Here is a 17,701-nt window from a genome sequence, read left to right as displayed (position 1 = left end):
ATTATTGATTTTTACAATCGCTGAAATAGGACAAGCCCACGAAGGAAGTTTAGGAATGGCGCATGCCTATATTGATGCCGTTGCCAAAACGGGGGCTACGGCCATTAAATTTCAAACCCATATCGCTCAGGCCGAAAGCAGTATTCACGAACCCTTTAGAGTACGTTTCTCTACCCAAGACAAGACGCGATTTGACTACTGGAAGCGCATGGAGTTTACACCCGAACAGTGGAAAGAATTAGGGGCGCATTGTGCGGAAGTTGGACTCACCTTCATTAGCAGTCCCTTTAGCAACGCCGCAGTCGACGTTTTAGAAGCAGCCGATGTGCAACAGTACAAGATAGGAAGTGGAGAAGTTTCTAATTTTTTGCTGCTGAAAAAAGTAGTGGAAACCAACAAACCCATTATAATTTCCAGTGGCATGAGTTCGTATGCTGAATTGGATGATACGGTAAACTTTCTGAAAGAGCACAAGACCGATTTTTCCCTTTTACAATGTACCACCAGCTATCCTACCCAACCAAAACAATACGGATTGAATGTTATTCAGGAACTTAAAGACCGTTATCAGGTTCCGGTGGGCTTTTCGGATCATTCTGCGGAAGTCGCTACCGGCATCGCAGCGGTAGCCTTAGGAGCGACCCTCTTAGAATTCCACGTAGTTTTCAGTAAAGCACAATTTGGTCCTGATGTAAGTTCTTCCCTCACGTTGGAGGAAACTACCCAATTAGTAGCAGGCGCAAATGCCATTGCTGAAGCCCTCCAGCATCCTGTCGATAAACATTCCAATAACGCTTTTTCTGACCTGAAGGCTATTTTTGAGAAATCGTTAGCCGTCAACAAGGCGTTACCCAAGGGACATGTGTTAACCTTCGACGATCTGGAAGCGAAGAAACCAAAAGGCTTTGGCATCGACGCAAAAGAATTTCGAACCGTCATCGGCAGCAAACTGAAACACGACCTGAAGGCCTGGGATTTTGTAACGGAAAACGATATTGAGCATGAGTAAGCCCCGAAAAATATGCGCTGTGATCACGGCACGACCTTCGTACAGCAGAGTAAAGACGGCGCTACAGGCTATTAAAGAACATCCTATGCTGGAATTGCAGCTCGTAGTGGCTGGGTCGGCCTTATTAGATCGCTACGGAAACGCCCTTCACTTTATTGAAAAAGACGGATTTACCATCAACGAGAAAGTCTTTATGGTGCTGGAAGGAGAGAATAAAACAGCCATGGCGAAGACTACCGGACTCGGCGTCATGGAGCTTTCCAATGTGTTTTATAACCTGCAACCCGACGCGGTGCTCACCATAGCCGATCGGTTTGAAACCATCGCCACTTCCATTGCAGCCGCCTATCAAAATATCCCTCTGATCCATTTACAGGGAGGGGAAGTGACCGGAAATATTGACGAAAAAGTGCGTCATGCCAATACCAAGCTGGCGGATATTCATTTCGTGACTTCCGAAGACGCCAAAGAACGGGTGATAAAAATGGGCGAAAACCCGGAAGCCGTTTATAATACCGGTTGTCCGTCTATCGATATTGCTGCGGAAGTTAAAGATGCTCCTTTTTTGGATTTTGACCCTATTGAACGCTATGGCGGTGTAGGAGGTTCGTTCAAGGCAGATCAGCAATATTTGGTCGTCATGCAACACCCTGTGACTACCGAATACCATCAGGCCAAAGAGGATGTATTAAAAACACTTCGAGTGATCGATGCACTGAAAATTCCCACCTACTGGTTTTGGCCTAATGTGGATGCCGGAGCCGACGGGACGTCTAACGGTATCCGTTCGTACCGTGAGAAGCACAATCCGCAGCACATTCGGTTTTTTAAGAACATGGAGCCCAATGATTTTCTGAAATTGCTCGTAAATAGCGCCTGTCTTATCGGGAACAGTAGCGTGGGCATTCGAGAATGTTCTTTTTTAGGCGTTCCTGTGGTCAATATAGGAACGCGGCAAAACCGAAGATTACGAGGCAATAATGTAATCGATGTTACATACAAAGAGGCAGCCATAAAACTTGCCATTGAGCAGCAACTGGAACAGCCTAGAAATACTCCTAGCGACGTTTATGGTTCCGGGAATAGTGGAAAAAGAATTGCTGAGATCTTAGCGGAAGCTCCGCTTTCTTTTCACAAAACCATTACTTACTAATGCGGATTCTTGGATTGATACCGGCGCGTGCGGGAAGCAAAGGCATTCCGAATAAGAACAAAAAATTGTTGGGCGGAAAGCCCTTACTACAATATACGGTGGAAGCGGCCTTGCAAACAGAGCTATTGACCGATGTGGTTTTTTCTTCGGAAGATGAATCGCTCCGAACCTTGGCTTCAAGTTTTGGAGCTCAGGTGCTTTTTGAACGGCCCGAAGCCCTGGCAACCGATAGCGCGCGGTCAATTGACGTGGTAGTCCACGCCGTTGAAACATTAGCGGCATTGGGCAAATCGTATGATGCGGTTTGCTTATTGCAGGTTACGACGCCCTTTCGTACCGCAAAGCAAATTGATGAGGCGGTTGAAACGTTTCAATCACAGCAGGCAGATTCGTTGATTTCGGTCACCGAGGTTCCGCATCAATACAATCCGCATTGGGTGTTTGAAGAGTGCAATAAGGGTAAGCTTACGTTGGCTACCGGTGAAGAAACCATTATCACGCGACGGCAGGAATTGCCAAAGGCGTATATCCGAAACGGTGCGATCTATATCACCGCTACTTCACTACTTCTTTCGGAAAAGACGTTCTACGGAAAGGACATAACATATGTGCTACACGAAAGTGATCAAAGTATTAATATTGATACGATAGCCGACTGGAATGAGGCAGAGCAGCGAGTTATTAATTCAATCAAATAAAAATGGTGCGTAGAGATCCATTAGCTTTTGTAGAAAAATTATATCTAAAAAAAATCTCTGCAAAAGGATTGGCCGTCTTCAGAATCCTATTCTTTTTTAATCTTTTCTTAGAGGTCTATTGGATCTACGGTAAACACGAATTGTATTTTGATCCTATTCCATTTCTTATCCCTGCGGAGGTCAACATGGGATTGTGGTTAATTCTTTGGATGGGGGTGCTCATGTGCTTAGTGCTGGGAGTGGCGACCCGACTTTTCTCTGTATTGAATTATCTCTTTGCAGTCTATGTGTTCAATAAGGTTGGGCTCTTCGAATATCATATGGATCATATCTATTTGATGATCTCTTTTGTGACGATTTTTACTCCCTTGGGAGCACACTATTCGGTTGATGCTAGTTACAATTTAGGAAGGGGGTTCCGCAAATTGGTTTGTCAGCCGCAACTCTCAAAAGTAGCGGTGTTGCATTACTTTTTGATCGTGTTAGTGGGCATTGGATTCGTGTATGTGGACTCCATTATTTTTAAGGTGAAGAGTGTAAGCTGGACAAGCGGCTTGGGCTTATGGCTACCGGCCTCTATGCCCCAGGCCACTATTTGGAACAACCAATGGCTGTTGAATCAACAGTGGATCATAGTTTCCATGGGGTACATTACCTTTCTATTTGAATTGCTATTTCTGTTTTTCTTCTTTCGGAAAAAATATCGACTCCTCGTATTTTCTATTGGCTTCCTACTTCACTTTGGAATATTTCTGCAATTCCCGATTCCTTATTTTGCCTTTGGGTTTCTCGCGATCTATACCTTATTGTTGCCCGTGAGTCTTTGGGAGTATATGGAGAAGAAAGTGTCCGGGTTTGGAAGCGAAACAGCGCCTTCAGTTCAACAGCAAGCTACCAAGGACCCTAGAACCAATTTTTATAAGATGCTGCTGGTATCGTTGGTACTGCTTCAGTTTAATTCCTCTTTTAATTTTCCTTTAAGCGAAGGCATTGTCTCTTACATCAACAAAGAAATGCCCAATAGCAAATCGAGGCTTGATGGATTCATTCATTTGAAGAAAGACCTTCGAACCTTCTCAAAACACGCTATGGGAATCACGCCACATGGTGTTTTTGTAGACAATCATTTTATTGGGTACAATCAGATTTTTACACTCTCGTATAAAGGAGCCTTACTTCCTATGTATACCGAAGACGGAATGCCTGGAGCGTATTTGAAAGGAGGCGTATGGGCTAATTTTAACTTTCGGGTGAATGGCCCAAAAGTGCTGCAAAATATAGATGACCTGGAACGCGGACTCGTAAGGTATGCGGCGTTTTGGGCGCATGAGCAACAACTTAATTTGGAAGGGGAATCGTTTACGGTCGTTATGAAAAAAACAGATGTCACTTTTGAATGGGAAAAAGATTGGCTTCAGAACAATCTAGAGAACGAGTGGAAGGCCGTGGGCGAATTGCAATGGGACGGATCGTCATCAACATTAAAACTATGGAAAGACACGGCAATAAAAAAGCCTTGATTATTGGCTCCAATAGTTTCTTGGGGCGTGAACTGAGTGAACAACTGCTGGCGGAAGGCCATCAGGTTACGGGTGTTTATCGTGAAGGGACCGAAAATTTGGAGCCGTCGATGTCTCAGGTTGCCTATACTGAGCTGTCTCATCTGAAAACAAACTTCGATTGGGTATTTCTTGTGGCCGCTTATATTCCGAAGAAAACCGACAAAGAGATAAAAGCGAACCTTCAAAAAACCAATATTGATTTGGTAGATCAGGTGATAAAAACCTTCTCAACGACACGGATCGTATTTTGTTCTTCCGTTTCCGTCTATGAAGCCTCTGCTGCTGTACGGGACGAAAAGAGTGCGTTAGCGCCTGCCACCGCCTACGGAAAAAGTAAGCTTGCCGGAGAACAGATGGTTGCGCGATGTCGCTCGTATGCAATCGTGCGTTTCTCCTCTATTTTTGGATGCCGAATGCGTCCTACGACCTTCCTTCCACGTATCGCGTTGCAGGCGTTGACCGAGCATCATATCACGCTCTTCGGAAACGGAACCCGGAAACAAAACTATATTGCCGTTGCCGATGCGGCAAAATATTTAATCAAAGCCGCCAAGGCTGAAAATAATGGGGTATATTTGGCCGTAAGCGAACAATCTGTCAGCAATCTGAAAGTCGCTGAAGTCATTCAAGAGGCGCTACCCGACACCACTATTAAACATACGGGAACGGATACATCTCCCTCTTTTTGTTACGACAATGCGGCTACGCGAAAGGCGTTAGGGATTGTTACGCATAGGTCATTTAAGAATGCTATAGATACGTTGATTACATGCCTCAAAAACGAATTATAGTTACCGGAATTGGCGGAAACGTGGGCCAGGGGATACTTCGAAATATCCATGCTTCACCCTACGATACCTTCGTGATTGGTACTAACGTGGATTCATTCTCTGGCGGAAATCATTTGTGTGATGCTTTTTACAAGGTGCCCTATGCGTATGAAGACAACTACCTGCATGCGATTCTCAATATTGTTGCAAAAGAGAAAGTAGACCTGATCATTCCTGCTACCGATTATGAGGTGTTTTATCTCGCTTCCTTCAAAGACCAGATTCCCTGTGCCGTTGCGGTTTCCGATCTGGATACCGCCCGCATCTATCTTGATAAATACAAGACCTTTCAGTTTTTTAAAGCCCATGAAATTCCTTTTGCCGAAGCGTATCTGCCAAGCGCCTACGATCATTCCTTCCGAAATTGTATCGCAAAGCCAAGAGAGGGGAGAGGGTCGCGCGGACTCGTACACAACCCTGTAGATTTCTCCGAATATTCGGATGAAGCGTACATGATTCAAGACCTAATTATTGGCAAAGAAATCACCACAGCCTTTTATGTGACCAAAGACAATACACTACATGGGCATATTACTTTTGTAAGATCCTTAGAAAATGGCGCCACACAGCTATGTCGGGTAACCCAATCGTATGACGAGGCTATGGAAAGCATAATCAAAAAGATGATTTCGGCTACCCGAATACGAGGGGCTGCCAATGTACAATCCATTGTAAATGACAAGGGAGCGATAATTCCCTTTGAAATTAATTGTCGGATTTCAGGAACTAATTCCATTCGTTCTCAATTTGGCTTTAGAGATGTAGAATATACCTTAGCCGAATACCTTTTTGATGAAATACCCAAACCTCCTGTTATTCAGCCGGGAAGTGCCGCGCGAATTCTCATGGATGTTATCTATAAAGGAACACAGGAGTATTCACAACTTACCGATAAGAATAATGCTCATTATCTGTATTAAATGAAACAGGCTCCCGTGAAATATGTCCTTTTCGATGTAGCAAATACTTTGTTACACAAACCTCTGTTGTGGGAACGTGTGGAGGAAGTGTTGCGAAGCGAAAGATATGTGCTTCCGATGGAGCGGGTGCGATACGTGCACAAACTAACCAGTGAAACATTGGAGTTTCCGGATCGTACTTCGGAAACATTCTACACACGATTTAATACTCGTTTTTTGAATAACCTCGGGATCGTTGCGGAAGAGGCGCTGCTTAACACATTATTCACACGTTGTAAAAATTTACCGTGGGATACTTTTGAGGATACTTCGGCACTAACGAGTATACCCGTGAAGATCGGAATTTTGTCTAATTTTAATTCCGGACTACGCTCCCTTATAGAGGAAAAGATGAAAAAAGTTTCCTTTTCAGACGTATTTATTTCCGAAGAAATGAACATTCGTAAACCTGATACTGAAATTTTTAAAAAAGCTTTAGCGCAACTAGGGATTGCTGCAGAGAACGTGTTGTATGTGGGAGATTCAATACGTCTAGACATTGCTCCTGCCCTGAAACTAGGCATGCAGGTAAGGCTTATCGATCGCGATTCATATTTTAGTGAGAATAAGGATCGCATAACATCCTTACATGAACTTCTAAAAATCTGGGAAGTATGAAGCTATCGCTCGTTGTACCGGTATATTACGAAGAGGAGGTGATCGCTCAGTTTATTCTGGAAACTTCAGAAGCGCTCGCACAACTTGGTATTTCCTACGAGATCGTGTTTATTGACGATGGCAGTACCGACAACACTGTTCAGATCATTAAAAAACAGGCAAAAGAGGACACGCGCTTAAAACTCATTGAGCTTTCTTATAATCACGGTAAACAAGCAGCTCTCACTGCGGGGATTACGCATGCCAAAGGAGAATACGTACTCTATATGGATCCCGATTTACAAGATCCGCCGAAGGAAATTGCACGTTTTATTAGAGAAATTGAAAAAGGCTATGATCTGGTTTTTGGCGTTCGCAAGGAAAAGAAAGACAGCTTCGTCAATCGCATATTCTCCAAAATATTTTGGTCAGTACTACGCAAGTTTACAGGACTACAACTGCCCAAAGGCCTAGCGGTTATGCGAATTTTTAATCGGCGTTTTGCCGATCAGTTCTTGCGCTACAAGGAACAGAACCGATTTATTGAAGGTATTTTTATGCATATCGGACTGCGACAAACGCATATTGAAATTGAGCAGCGTCCACGCTTTGCCGGTACGAGTAAATTTAATTTCAGAAAGAAAATGGAATTGGCCTTTAATGCCATTTTTGACTTTTCGGAACTGCCCCTAAAGCTAGCGCTAAAGATGGGCGTGTTTTTTATTATTTTCGGAATTCTAATACTGCTGGCGATCGTCATCTTAAAAATTACCATAGTCGATTTTCAGTCGGGATGGCCCTCCATCATTGGCGCTATGATCATCTCTACAGGAATTCTCTTGTTCTTTATCGGAATCGCAGCGCTCTACATCGGGAAGATCTACAAAGAATCTAAAAGCCGACCCTTATTCTCAATCAAAGAATTAACCAATATCGAGGACGAATGAAAAAGCTAGCGATCATAGGTGCGGGTGATTTAGGGCAACTGATTGCCCATATGGCAAAGGATGCCTTCGAGGTAGTGGGCTATTTCGATGACACAAAAAATGTGGGTGAAACCATCTATAATATTCCCGTTCTAGGAAGCGTGGCTGAAATTGAACTGCAGTTTCAACAAGAAACTTTTGATTGTCTTAGTGTAGGTATAGGATACAAACATTTTGGGTTTAGAAAAATGATTTTTGAACGGTTCTTAAATCATATACCTTTTGCCAATGTCATTCATGACTCCTCCTTTATTGATGCCAGTTGTGAGTTGGGAGAGGGCCTCGTCATTTTTCCGGGCTGTGTAATCGATCAATATGCGCAACTGGGAAATAATGTACTGCTCAACGCAGGGTGTACTATTGCGCATCATTCACGCGTAAAAGAACACAGCTTTTTATCGCCCAGAGTGGCGCTCGCCGGATTTGTTTCCGTAGGAAGCTGTTGCAATTTGGGAATCAACACCTCCGTTATCGATAACATCACCATCGCCGATTACGTTCAGACGGGAGGAGGCGCTGTGGTGATCGACTCCTTAAAAAATAGCGGTCTCTATGTGGGTGTTCCAGCTAAGTTTATAAAATGATACCTTTTAACAAACCCTATATCACCGGAAAAGAGCTACGGTACATCGAGGACGCCGTGGCACGAGGCCAGCTTTCTGGCAATGGCGACTACACGAAAAAATGCCATGCCTATTTTGAAAGCACCTTCCGGTTTCCAAAAGTATTGCTCACTACTAGCTGTACCGATGCCCTTGAAATGGCAGCTATCTTGTTGCACATTCAACCGGGCGATGAGGTAATCATGCCGGCCTATACGTTTGTCTCAACGGCAAACGCGTTTGTACTGCGAGGCGCCACGATTCGCTTTGTAGATTCCAGATCTGACCATCCCGGTATGGACGAACACGCCATTGAGGCTTTGATCAATGATAACACCAAGGCTATTGTGGTCGTGCATTATGCGGGGGTCGCTTGCGATATGGACCTCATTCAGAAGATAGCCGATACCCATAACTTGGCTATTGTTGAAGACGCCGCTCAAGCATTTGGAGCTACCTACAAAGGGAAACCTCTGGGAAGTTTCGGAGCACTGAGCGCCTTTTCCTTTCACGAAACCAAGAACATACAATGTGGTGAAGGAGGGCTATTGGTGATCAATGAAGAAAACTTACAAGCCAGAGCGGAAATCATCTGGGAGAAGGGTACCAATCGCAGTGCCTTTTTCCGGGGAGAGATCGATAAATACGGTTGGGTAGATATTGGTTCTTCCTTTTTACCAAGCGAATTGAACGCCGCTTATTTGTTCGCCCAATTAGAGGAAAGCGAGCGCATTCAGAAACAACGAACTGCTATTTGGGAAGCGTACTACAAGCAATTAAAGGAATGGGCAGCCAGGTTGGGCATTCAACTTCCCGTGATTCCCGACTATGCCATTAACAATGCACATATGTTTTATTTGTTTTGTCGTGATAATGAACAGCGCACACGGCTTATCCAGCATCTCAAAGCACATGGAGTACACGCAGTATTTCATTACTTGAGCCTGCATGAGAGTCCGTTTTACTATAAAAAACACGACGGAAGAGCATTACAAAACAGCGATCAATACACCGAACGCCTGGTACGCCTTCCGCTCTACTATGAACTCGACCCCCAACCGGTCATAAAAGCATTGCTAGGCTATGATTCGTAGAGTGCTGAATCCCCTCTTCTTGCTGGTGATGGGCATATATGTTTTCTTTAACAGCTATTATTTTCTGTCAAAACCTGCCGGGACGGGAGATGAGTCCTTATTCATTAGCGATCTCTTGCTTGTTCAAGAGCAAGGATGGTGGGCGGCGATCGCTAAAGGAATATCGCTTCCTTACATGCTACTAACGTATCCCTTTACCTTCTTAATGGAAGACGTATGGGCGTTGCGGTTGGTTAATATTCTGCTCCTGGCATTTTTGGTTGGTTACTGCGTTCATACCCTTAAAATCCGATCCCTGCGCTTTGCTGCCTTGCTGTTGTTTGTGTGCTGTACCATTGGCTATTTTATGGTGGGGCTTAACGACGGACTCTTTACAGTGTGCGCCGTTATTTTCTTTGCGGAAACCTATCGGCTCATCCAGGAGAAGTCATATCGTTCCCTGATCTGGTGGGGGGTCGCCCTGGTGCTCATGATCTTTACGCGGAAACTCTGGATCGTATTTCTTCCGGGGGTTGCCTTCTCCGTATTTATGCTGTGGCGCTATGCCTCGATTCGTGGGAAAACACTCTTTCTTCCGCTTACCGTACTCGTATTGATGCTCCTACTCAATGTTCCCTCCTTTCAAGCGGATTGGGGCATTTCTTATGATCAAAAAAGCCCTCCCAAAGCTACCAAGGCTACCTGGGCGCAACGTCAGTATTTGGCGCAACTTCAAGTAAACCGTGGCGAACGCGCTAGTTTTAGTCACCCTTCATGGAAGGAAACCGATGCGTATCTTGCTGCCAATGGTGACGATTCCTTGCCTGCATCTGTGTTTAGCGGACTCACACACGATCCGGTAGTTACCCTAAAAGAATTTGTAAAAGATCTGGGGTACATCCTGGTGTATAGCGTGCGATCGGTAGGCTTACTGCTGCTTACGGTACTTGGCTTCGGAATTGTTAGTATTTGGAAACAAAAAGCGATTACAGCGGCCCATTACATCCCGATGCTCCTGGTGTTAATGATCGCGGTGTTCGCCTTTATTATCATTTCCTTTGTGGAATTGCGCTGGCTCACCTCCCTGTTCGCAGTCGCGGTGATCGGGTTTTGGAACTATTCCGAAGAAAGACAGCTTCCCAATTGGGTCGTGGTAGGAAATTACGCGGTGTTGATCCTCATGGGACTCTATGGAAGTTATGGTTATTTTAGTAAAATATCATGGTGACTAAGAACGGAAACGTACTTCTGATGGTTCCAGACGGAACAGGAATTAAAAACTACCTGTACTCAAAGGTATTTCAAGACTCTGATCGCCCTATCATCCTGTTTCACAACTTTGATGCAGACACCCTGCGACAGATCAAACAACACCTCACTATCGAACGGGATGTGGTCATTCCATCCTATCATGAAAGCCTGAAAGAACGTTGGTATCGCGAGTTGATCCATGTCGCTCGAATCAAGTACAACGCCCGTATCACAAAAAATCCGACCCTCTTAAAATTCTGGAAAAAGAAAAAAGGCGGACTAAAAAAGAATTTGTTCTACAGGTCGGTGGCAAGAGCTTCCCGTGGTATCCGTTCGTATCAAAAAATTCAATCACTGGAAAAGAAATATCAGGCGGCGCTTCGGAAAAATACCTTCTATACTCAAGTGACGCAACTATTGAAGGAAGAAGATATTACCAGTGTGTTTTGTACCCATCAACGGGCCCTCAAAGCACCTACTGTTTTTGCTGCCGCAAAGGATATTTCTATTAAAACGACAGCTGTGATTTATTCTTGGGATAATATTCCGAAGGCGCGACTGGCCCTACGTGCCGATCAATATTTGGTTTGGTCAAAGCATATGAAAAAGGAATTGCTGTATTTCTATCCTGAATTGCCTGCGGAATCGATTCATGTCACCGGGACGCCGCAATTTGAGTTTTATTACGATCCCAACAACCTTGTTTCCAAAGAAGATTTTGCTGCAACGTACCAACTTGATCTGCAAAAACAATGGATCTGCTTTTCAGGAGATGACGTAGGCACCTCTCCTCACGATCCGCAATATTTAGCCGATATCGCGGCGGCCCTTACCGAAGCCGGGATGGATAGGGAGGTTCAATTGCTCTTTAGGCGCTGTCCGGTGGATGTTTCTGGCCGATACGATGCCGTGGTCGCCAAATATCCCGATTTGATTATCGACATGCCTCCCTTATGGAATTTTAATAAAAAGGTATGGACAGCGGTCTACCCAACCTATGAAGATGTATGCTTGCTAGTAAGTCTGGCAAAACACGCCGATGCCGTGATCAACGTAGGCTCTACCATGGCATTCGATTTTGGAATGTTTCAGAAGCCCTGCATTTATATTAATTACGACGCGGTGGAGGACCCGGCCTGGTCCACAGAAACCATCTACCAATACCAGCATTTCCGAAGCATGCCATCTCCCGATGCCGTATACTGGATGAACGATAAAGAACATATTGCGACAATCATTAAGAAAGCCTTAGCACAGCCTCAAACCTCAATTGATTCCTGGTTCGAGGTGGTAGTGAATCACCCAAAGGAAGCGTCTCAAAACATCAAAAAGCTGTTGTAATGCATATCGTTTTTCTTTCTCATGAATACCCAGTATGGTCGCCGGGCGGCGTAGGTAGCTTTTTACAAACCTTTGGTCGCGCCTTGGTACAGAACGGACACCGCGTAACCGTTGTAGGAGCAGGAAAAGACGCTCAAGAAATTAGATGGGAAGATGAAGGGGTGCAGCTCATCCGTCTTCCTAAGAAAACGGGATGGAAGCCGGCCTTTTGGCACAATGCCAGCGTGTTGAACCGCAAATTACGGAAGCTACAGCAACAGCATCCCATCGACATCATTGAATCGGCAGAATTGGGCTTGGCCTTCTTGTCTAGAAAGCACAGGGCAAAAAAGGTCATCCGACTCCACGGCGGGCATCACTTCTTTGCGGAAGCAGAAAAGAGAGGGATCGATACAAAGAAAGGCTGGCTCGAAAAGCGTTCGTTCGCGAAAGCCGATGGATTCATCGCGGTATCCAACTATGTCAAAGCGCATACCGCGAAATACCTCAGTTATCACAACAAACCTGTTGCCGTAGTTCCACATCCCATGGATACCGATCTCGCAGTCCCGGAGGTGAACGTGAATAACAATCGCGTCCTTTTTGCAGGAACCATTTGCGAGAAAAAGGGAGTACGACAATTGCTTCAGGCCTTTTATTTGCTTCGGAAAACGCATCCGGAAAAACATCTGGATCTCTTCGGAAGGGATTGGTACTATCCTAATGGCGATTCGTATATAGAACGAATTCAGAAAGAATTACCTACATCCCATTTTGAGCACGTACAGTTCCACGGAAGCATTCCAAAAGAAACACTGATGAAACGCTACGCCGAAGCTGCCTTCTGCGTATTTCCGTCGCATATGGAAACGCAAGGGTTAGTGACGCTTGAAGCTATGTTAATGAAAAAACCGGTGATTTTCACACAATACGGTCCGGGTCCCGAGACGATCACCAACGGCGTGAGCGGGTGGCTGTGTGATGTGTACGACCCCAAAGCCATTGCTGAGACCATGAAGTGGTGTATTGAACATCCCAAGGAGGCTAAAGAAATGGGAGTCAATGCTCGAGACCATATTCAAGCGAACTTCGACAAAAGCCGTATTTTAGAACAAAATATTGACTTTTACCAAAGCCTCTACGCATGACCTTCGCGATCATCACACATACGCCCCATTTTCTGCAAGAGGAAAATGTCTTGGCCTATGGTCCCTATGTGCGCGAAATGAATCTCTGGATTCGCCATGTAGAAAAAGTGATCGTAGTTGCCCCCATAAGTAAGGCTGAAACCTCTAAAATTCACGCCGCCTACCATCATGAACAGCTTCGGATCTACCGTATTCCAAAATTGGGGTTTGTAACGCCAACGATGGCTGTTCTTTCCGTTTTGCTATTGCCGTGGGTGCTTTTTCAGATGCTACGGGCTATGACGATCGCGAAACACATACATTTGCGTTGCCCGGGGACTATTGGGCTCGTAGGCTGTGTCGTTCAAGTGCTCTTTCCGTGGAAAAAAAAGACAGCAAAATATGCCGGGAATTGGGATCCTGAGGCGAAACAACCTTTTAGTTACCGACTTCAAAAAAAAATTCTACGAAATACACTGGTGACCAGAAACATGGATGTTTTGGTCTATGGCGATTGGCCTTTACAAACGGCTAATATCACTTCGTTCTTTACAGCGACCTATTCGAATGAAAAGATTCCGGAAGTTCTTCCAAAGGAAATGCAGCTACCGGTACGCTGTATTTTTGTAGGAGCCTTAACGCCCGGAAAGCAACCGATGTATGCCGTAGAACTAGTGCACACCTTACGTGAGAAAGGAATTGCAACATCACTTGATATATACGGCGACGGGGCAGAACGACTCAAATTAGAAGCATGGATCAATGCTCATGAGGCTTCATGGGTTACCTTGCATGGCAATCAAACTGCGGAAACTGTGGAGAACGCGTACAAGTCGGCGCACTTTTTACTACTACCCAGTCGCTCTGAAGGTTGGCCGAAAGTCGTTGCCGAAGCCATGTTCTGGGGGTGTATTCCGGTAGCCTTGGGAGTGTCCTGTATCCCGTGGATGCTGGACGGAGGGAATCGAGGCGTACTCTTAACGGGTGAGCTGCCCGAAGACGCCTCGCGCCTTCACACCTTGATCGCTTCCAAAGAAACGTATACGACCATGAGTCTGTCGGCACAGCATTGGTCGCATCAATACACTTTAGATGCTTTTGAAACCGCTATCAAAAAATTACTTATATGAGGGTGCTTCAGCTTATCGATTCTTTGGATGCTGGTGGCGCCGAGCGCATGGCGGTGACCCTCGCCAATGCGCTAGTGCCCTTTGTGGAGGCGTCCTATTTAATAACAACGCGAAAAGAGGGCGTATTGAAAGCTACTTTAGCCCCAGCAGTAGGATATCTATTTCTGAATAAAAAACGCAGTCTGGACGTTTCTGCCTTAGGGCTACTTAAGCGTTTTGTTCGCAAGGAAAAGATAACGCATGTCCATGCCCATACCACTTCTTATTTCTTGGCGACACAACTAAAAATTATACGCCCGGAGATAACACTCATTTGGCACGAACATCATGGAAAACGAGTTGATTCTTCCGGATCTCAACATAAGGTATTACGACTTTGTTCCCGCTTTTTCACCGCTGTAATAACGGTCAATGAAGCGCTTCAGCAGTGGTGCCAACAAGAGCTGCGGTGCAATCAGGTGCACTATCTTCCCAACATTGTTCCCGACGCTAGTTTTGTTGGTGCTAGTCAGGATCGTCCGCTTCGAATCGTCTGTCTCGCCAACCTTCGCGAACCGAAGAATCATCTCAATTTATTGCGTGCCTTTCAGAAACTGTCTGTGTCTTTTTCCGAATGGACCTTGGTATTGGTGGGAGCTGATTATCAAGATGCATATTCCGAAGCAGTATATTCCTTTGTGAAAAAACATGCATTGGAACGTCAGGTTGACATCTTAGGTAAGCGTAGCGATGTCTCAGCATTGCTGAGAGGAGCGGCCATTGGAGTGCTGTCCAGTGATTCAGAAGGACTTCCCATGGCGTTGTTGGAGTATGGCGCGGCGGGACTGGCCGTGGTGGCAACGAACGTAGGACAATGTTCTAAAGTTATTAGTACCTTTGGTCGGGTAGTGCCTAAAGATGCACCGGATGCTATGAAAACAGCCCTGCAAGAGTTGATGGCAGATCCTGAAGCACGTCTACAACAAGCTTTGGCCTACCAAAAACACATTAAAGAACAGTATGCAGCTACCGCCCTCATGCCGAAACTGATTGAATTATACCTGTCTTAACGCTTTGAAGGCCGTCACAAACATATCGTACGTTCAATTACTGCTGCTACATTTGGGGATGGCAATGACCATTTATGTCGCTCAAGGGACCTCCAAATTCTTTCTGTTTGGAGCGGTAATGTTGTTCCTATATTTGATCGTAAAAAATCAGAACCGCCATGATGAAGTACTGTTGGCAGCGGCCTACGTTACGGGTTTTGAAGTTTTTTCCCGAATGACAGGGGGAGCCATTAGTTACGAATTTGCCAAGTATTCAGTAATTGGGTTCTTAACATTGGGCATGTTCTACAAAGGCTTTAACCGAAAAAGCTGGGCCTATATCTTTTTCATCATTTTTCTCATCCCCGGGATCCTCTTTTCGGCCATGAACTTAAATTACGAGACGAGCATGGTAAAGGCGATCGCTTTTAATCTCAGTGGTCCCATTAGTCTGGCGATCTGCGCCTTATATTGTTACAATCGAAAAATGCCCATGAAACGGCTGCAAAAAATTCTATTGGCTGCCTTGTTGCCCATAGTTGCCATGGCTGCCTATTTGTATGTATATACCCCCAATATACGTGATGTGCTTACCGGTACACAGTCTAATTTTGAAGCCTCGGGTGGTTTTGGACCCAATCAGGTGTCTACTATTTTAGGCCTCGGAATGTTCATTTTAGTGAGTCGGTTGTTTTTGATCAAAGACCGATTGATCAACATAATCGATATTCTATTGCTGATCTTCGTGAGTTATCGAGGCATCGTCACCTTTTCGCGCGGAGGTGTACTCACCGCCGGCGTATGTTCTGTCATATTTCTAGCCATACTCTACTGGCGTTCGGGCGTGCAGCAGAAAGTAGTCTTATTACCGAAACTTATTGCTATTGCTGTCGTCTTTATGGCTACCTGGGCATTTACTTCGGTCAACACTTCTGGCCTCATCGACAAGCGCTATGCCAACCAGGATGCAGCGGGCCGTCAGAAGGAGGACTTGTCTACTGGACGGCTTGAGCTGATCAATTCTGAATTGGAGGCGTTTTATAATTATCCCTTAACCGGCATAGGCGTGGGCAAAATTCGTGAATACCGACAAGCCCAGACCGGGCGATTGTCGAATTCTCATAACGAAATAACTCGAATGTTCTCTGAACATGGCTTGTTTGGGTTACTCGGACTTATTATACTGGTGCTCACACCCTTAATCTTTAGAATTTATAACCGAACTAATGTCTATCTATTCGCCTTTATGGCGTTCTGGTTTTTGACCATCAATCACTCTTCCATGCGAATCGCAGCTCCGGCATTTATCTACGGGCTTTGTTTACTATCTTTGGTGCGTGAAAAAAGGAAGCATCCTCTACATCGGAAACAAGCTAGCCCGCAAAGGCAGTACGGTTACTTCCATTGAAACCCTGGGCCGCTTCTTAGCAGAAGAAGGGTATGCTGTAAAGACGGCCTCTTCCAAAAGGAATAAGGTACTCCGTCTCATAGACATGCTTGCCGCGGTGTTGCGATACGGACCAAAGTCGAAGGTGGTGCTTATCGATACCTACAGTACCCAAAATTTTTATTTCGCCGTCGCCGTAGCGAATCTCTGTCGGTTGCTTCGCATTCCGTATATTCCCATTCTTCGAGGAGGAGACCTGCCTAGCCGCCTGCAGCGCAGTGAGCGTCACTGCCGCCGGTTATTTCATGGAGCAAAGATCAATGTTGCGCCTTCGGCGTATCTGCTTGAGGCTTTCAAAAAACAAGGATACGACAACCTAGTATATATCCCCAATACCATTCAGCTTAAAAACTATCCGTTTGTACTTCGGAAACAGATACATCCAAAAATACTGTGGGTGCGCTCCTTTGCCGAACTTTATAATCCGATGCTGGCTTTGGATGTTGTCAAGTCACTTCAAAAGCAAGGGTGTCATCCCAGTCTTTGTATGGTAGGGCCCGAAAAAGACGGAAGCCTGCAACGTTGTAAAGAAATGGCTGAAGCGGAAAATGTAGCGGTGACGTTCACCGGAAAACTTTCCAAAACCAAATGGGTTGCCCTTTCCACTTCCTATGATATTTTTATCAACACCACGAACTTCGACAACACCCCCGTGAGTGTCATCGAAGCGATGGCCTTGGGATTGCCGGTGATTTCAACCAATGTAGGTGGAGTGCCTTACCTCATTGATGACGGTCGCACCGGAATACTCGTGCCTCCCAACGAAGTGGATCCTTTCGTTTTTGCTGTACAGGACTTATTGGCGAATCCTAAAAAGGGAAGTCAACTTGCTACTGCCGCTCGCGCTCAGGTGACCAACTATGATTGGAAGGTGGTAAAGGAGAAATGGTTTCCAATATTAGATGAATAAATAGTACTTTAGCGATATA

17 protein-coding genes are annotated in these 17,701 nt (G+C 45.3%); all 17 read left to right on the top strand.

The genetic code is table 11. The features are described 5' to 3' along the window. Positions 1-7: 7 nt before the first annotated feature. The 17 genes from PO830_RS11285 to PO830_RS11205 are packed head-to-tail and all read left to right on the top strand — an operon-like array spanning position 8 to position 17,682. Complete coding sequence (locus PO830_RS11285; protein ID WP_272853865.1) at positions 8-1,009, top strand: N-acetylneuraminate synthase family protein; 1,002 nt, start codon at positions 8-10, stop codon at positions 1,007-1,009. Further along, on the top strand, positions 1,002-2,162 hold the full coding sequence (gene neuC, locus PO830_RS11280; RefSeq protein WP_272853677.1) for a UDP-N-acetylglucosamine 2-epimerase: 1,161 nt from the start codon (positions 1,002-1,004) through the stop codon (positions 2,160-2,162). Before PO830_RS11285 ends, neuC begins: the two co-directional genes overlap by 8 nt. Continuing rightward, entirely contained in the window at positions 2,162-2,860 is a 699-nt protein-coding gene (locus tag PO830_RS11275; protein WP_272853676.1) for an acylneuraminate cytidylyltransferase family protein, read from the top strand. Before neuC ends, PO830_RS11275 begins: the two co-directional genes overlap by 1 nt. A 2-nt stretch (positions 2,861-2,862) precedes the next feature. Continuing rightward, positions 2,863-4,380 carry an HTTM domain-containing protein gene (locus tag PO830_RS11270; RefSeq protein WP_272853675.1) on the top strand — a complete coding sequence of 506 codons (1,518 nt, stop codon included), beginning with the start codon at positions 2,863-2,865 and terminating at the stop codon, positions 4,378-4,380. Continuing rightward, the gene (locus PO830_RS11265) at positions 4,350-5,213 is read left to right on the top strand and encodes an NAD-dependent epimerase/dehydratase family protein (protein ID WP_272853674.1); all 864 of its coding nucleotides are present in this window, start codon (positions 4,350-4,352) and stop codon (positions 5,211-5,213) included. Before PO830_RS11270 ends, PO830_RS11265 begins: the two co-directional genes overlap by 31 nt. Next, positions 5,192-6,172: an ATP-grasp domain-containing protein gene (locus tag PO830_RS11260; RefSeq protein WP_272853673.1), complete on the top strand. Its 981-nt coding sequence runs from the start codon at positions 5,192-5,194 to the stop codon at positions 6,170-6,172. Before PO830_RS11265 ends, PO830_RS11260 begins: the two co-directional genes overlap by 22 nt. Further along, positions 6,173-6,829, top strand: coding sequence for an HAD family hydrolase (locus tag PO830_RS11255; protein ID WP_272853672.1), 657 nt, complete (start codon positions 6,173-6,175; stop codon positions 6,827-6,829). Next, entirely contained in the window at positions 6,826-7,755 is a 930-nt protein-coding gene (locus PO830_RS11250; RefSeq protein WP_272853671.1) for a glycosyltransferase family 2 protein, read from the top strand. The genes PO830_RS11255 and PO830_RS11250 overlap by 4 nt, the downstream gene beginning before the upstream one ends. Beyond that, a complete protein-coding gene (locus PO830_RS11245; RefSeq protein ID WP_272853670.1) occupies positions 7,752-8,378 on the top strand; it encodes a NeuD/PglB/VioB family sugar acetyltransferase in 627 nt (208 codons plus the stop codon). Before PO830_RS11250 ends, PO830_RS11245 begins: the two co-directional genes overlap by 4 nt. Continuing rightward, positions 8,375-9,490, top strand: coding sequence for a dTDP-4-amino-4,6-dideoxygalactose transaminase (gene rffA / locus PO830_RS11240; protein WP_272853669.1), 1,116 nt, complete (start codon positions 8,375-8,377; stop codon positions 9,488-9,490). Before PO830_RS11245 ends, rffA begins: the two co-directional genes overlap by 4 nt. Continuing rightward, the gene (locus PO830_RS11235; protein ID WP_272853668.1) at positions 9,480-10,697 is read left to right on the top strand and encodes a hypothetical protein; all 1,218 of its coding nucleotides are present in this window, start codon (positions 9,480-9,482) and stop codon (positions 10,695-10,697) included. Before rffA ends, PO830_RS11235 begins: the two co-directional genes overlap by 11 nt. Continuing rightward, positions 10,691-12,061: a hypothetical protein gene (locus PO830_RS11230; RefSeq protein ID WP_272853667.1), complete on the top strand. Its 1,371-nt coding sequence runs from the start codon at positions 10,691-10,693 to the stop codon at positions 12,059-12,061. The genes PO830_RS11235 and PO830_RS11230 overlap by 7 nt, the downstream gene beginning before the upstream one ends. After that, on the top strand, positions 12,061-13,188 hold the full coding sequence (locus tag PO830_RS11225; protein ID WP_272853666.1) for a glycosyltransferase family 4 protein: 1,128 nt from the start codon (positions 12,061-12,063) through the stop codon (positions 13,186-13,188). The genes PO830_RS11230 and PO830_RS11225 overlap by 1 nt, the downstream gene beginning before the upstream one ends. Continuing rightward, the gene (locus PO830_RS11220) at positions 13,185-14,297 is read left to right on the top strand and encodes a glycosyltransferase family 4 protein (RefSeq protein ID WP_272853665.1); all 1,113 of its coding nucleotides are present in this window, start codon (positions 13,185-13,187) and stop codon (positions 14,295-14,297) included. The genes PO830_RS11225 and PO830_RS11220 overlap by 4 nt, the downstream gene beginning before the upstream one ends. Beyond that, positions 14,294-15,346, top strand: a complete 1,053-nt coding sequence (locus tag PO830_RS11215) for a glycosyltransferase (RefSeq protein ID WP_272853664.1) — start codon at positions 14,294-14,296, stop codon at positions 15,344-15,346. Before PO830_RS11220 ends, PO830_RS11215 begins: the two co-directional genes overlap by 4 nt. A gap of 58 nt (positions 15,347-15,404) precedes the next feature. Then, positions 15,405-16,733, top strand: coding sequence for an O-antigen ligase family protein (locus PO830_RS11210; protein WP_272853663.1), 1,329 nt, complete (start codon positions 15,405-15,407; stop codon positions 16,731-16,733). Beyond that, positions 16,663-17,682, top strand: a complete 1,020-nt coding sequence (locus tag PO830_RS11205) for a glycosyltransferase family 4 protein (RefSeq protein ID WP_272853662.1) — start codon at positions 16,663-16,665, stop codon at positions 17,680-17,682. Before PO830_RS11210 ends, PO830_RS11205 begins: the two co-directional genes overlap by 71 nt. Positions 17,683-17,701 lie beyond the last annotated feature (19 nt).

This window comes from Altibacter sp. HG106, assembly GCF_028561755.1.
Lineage (GTDB): Bacteria > Bacteroidota > Bacteroidia > Flavobacteriales > Flavobacteriaceae > DFVG01.
Note: the sequence above shows the minus strand (reverse complement) of the source record. Positions and strands in the feature narration are given on the sequence as shown.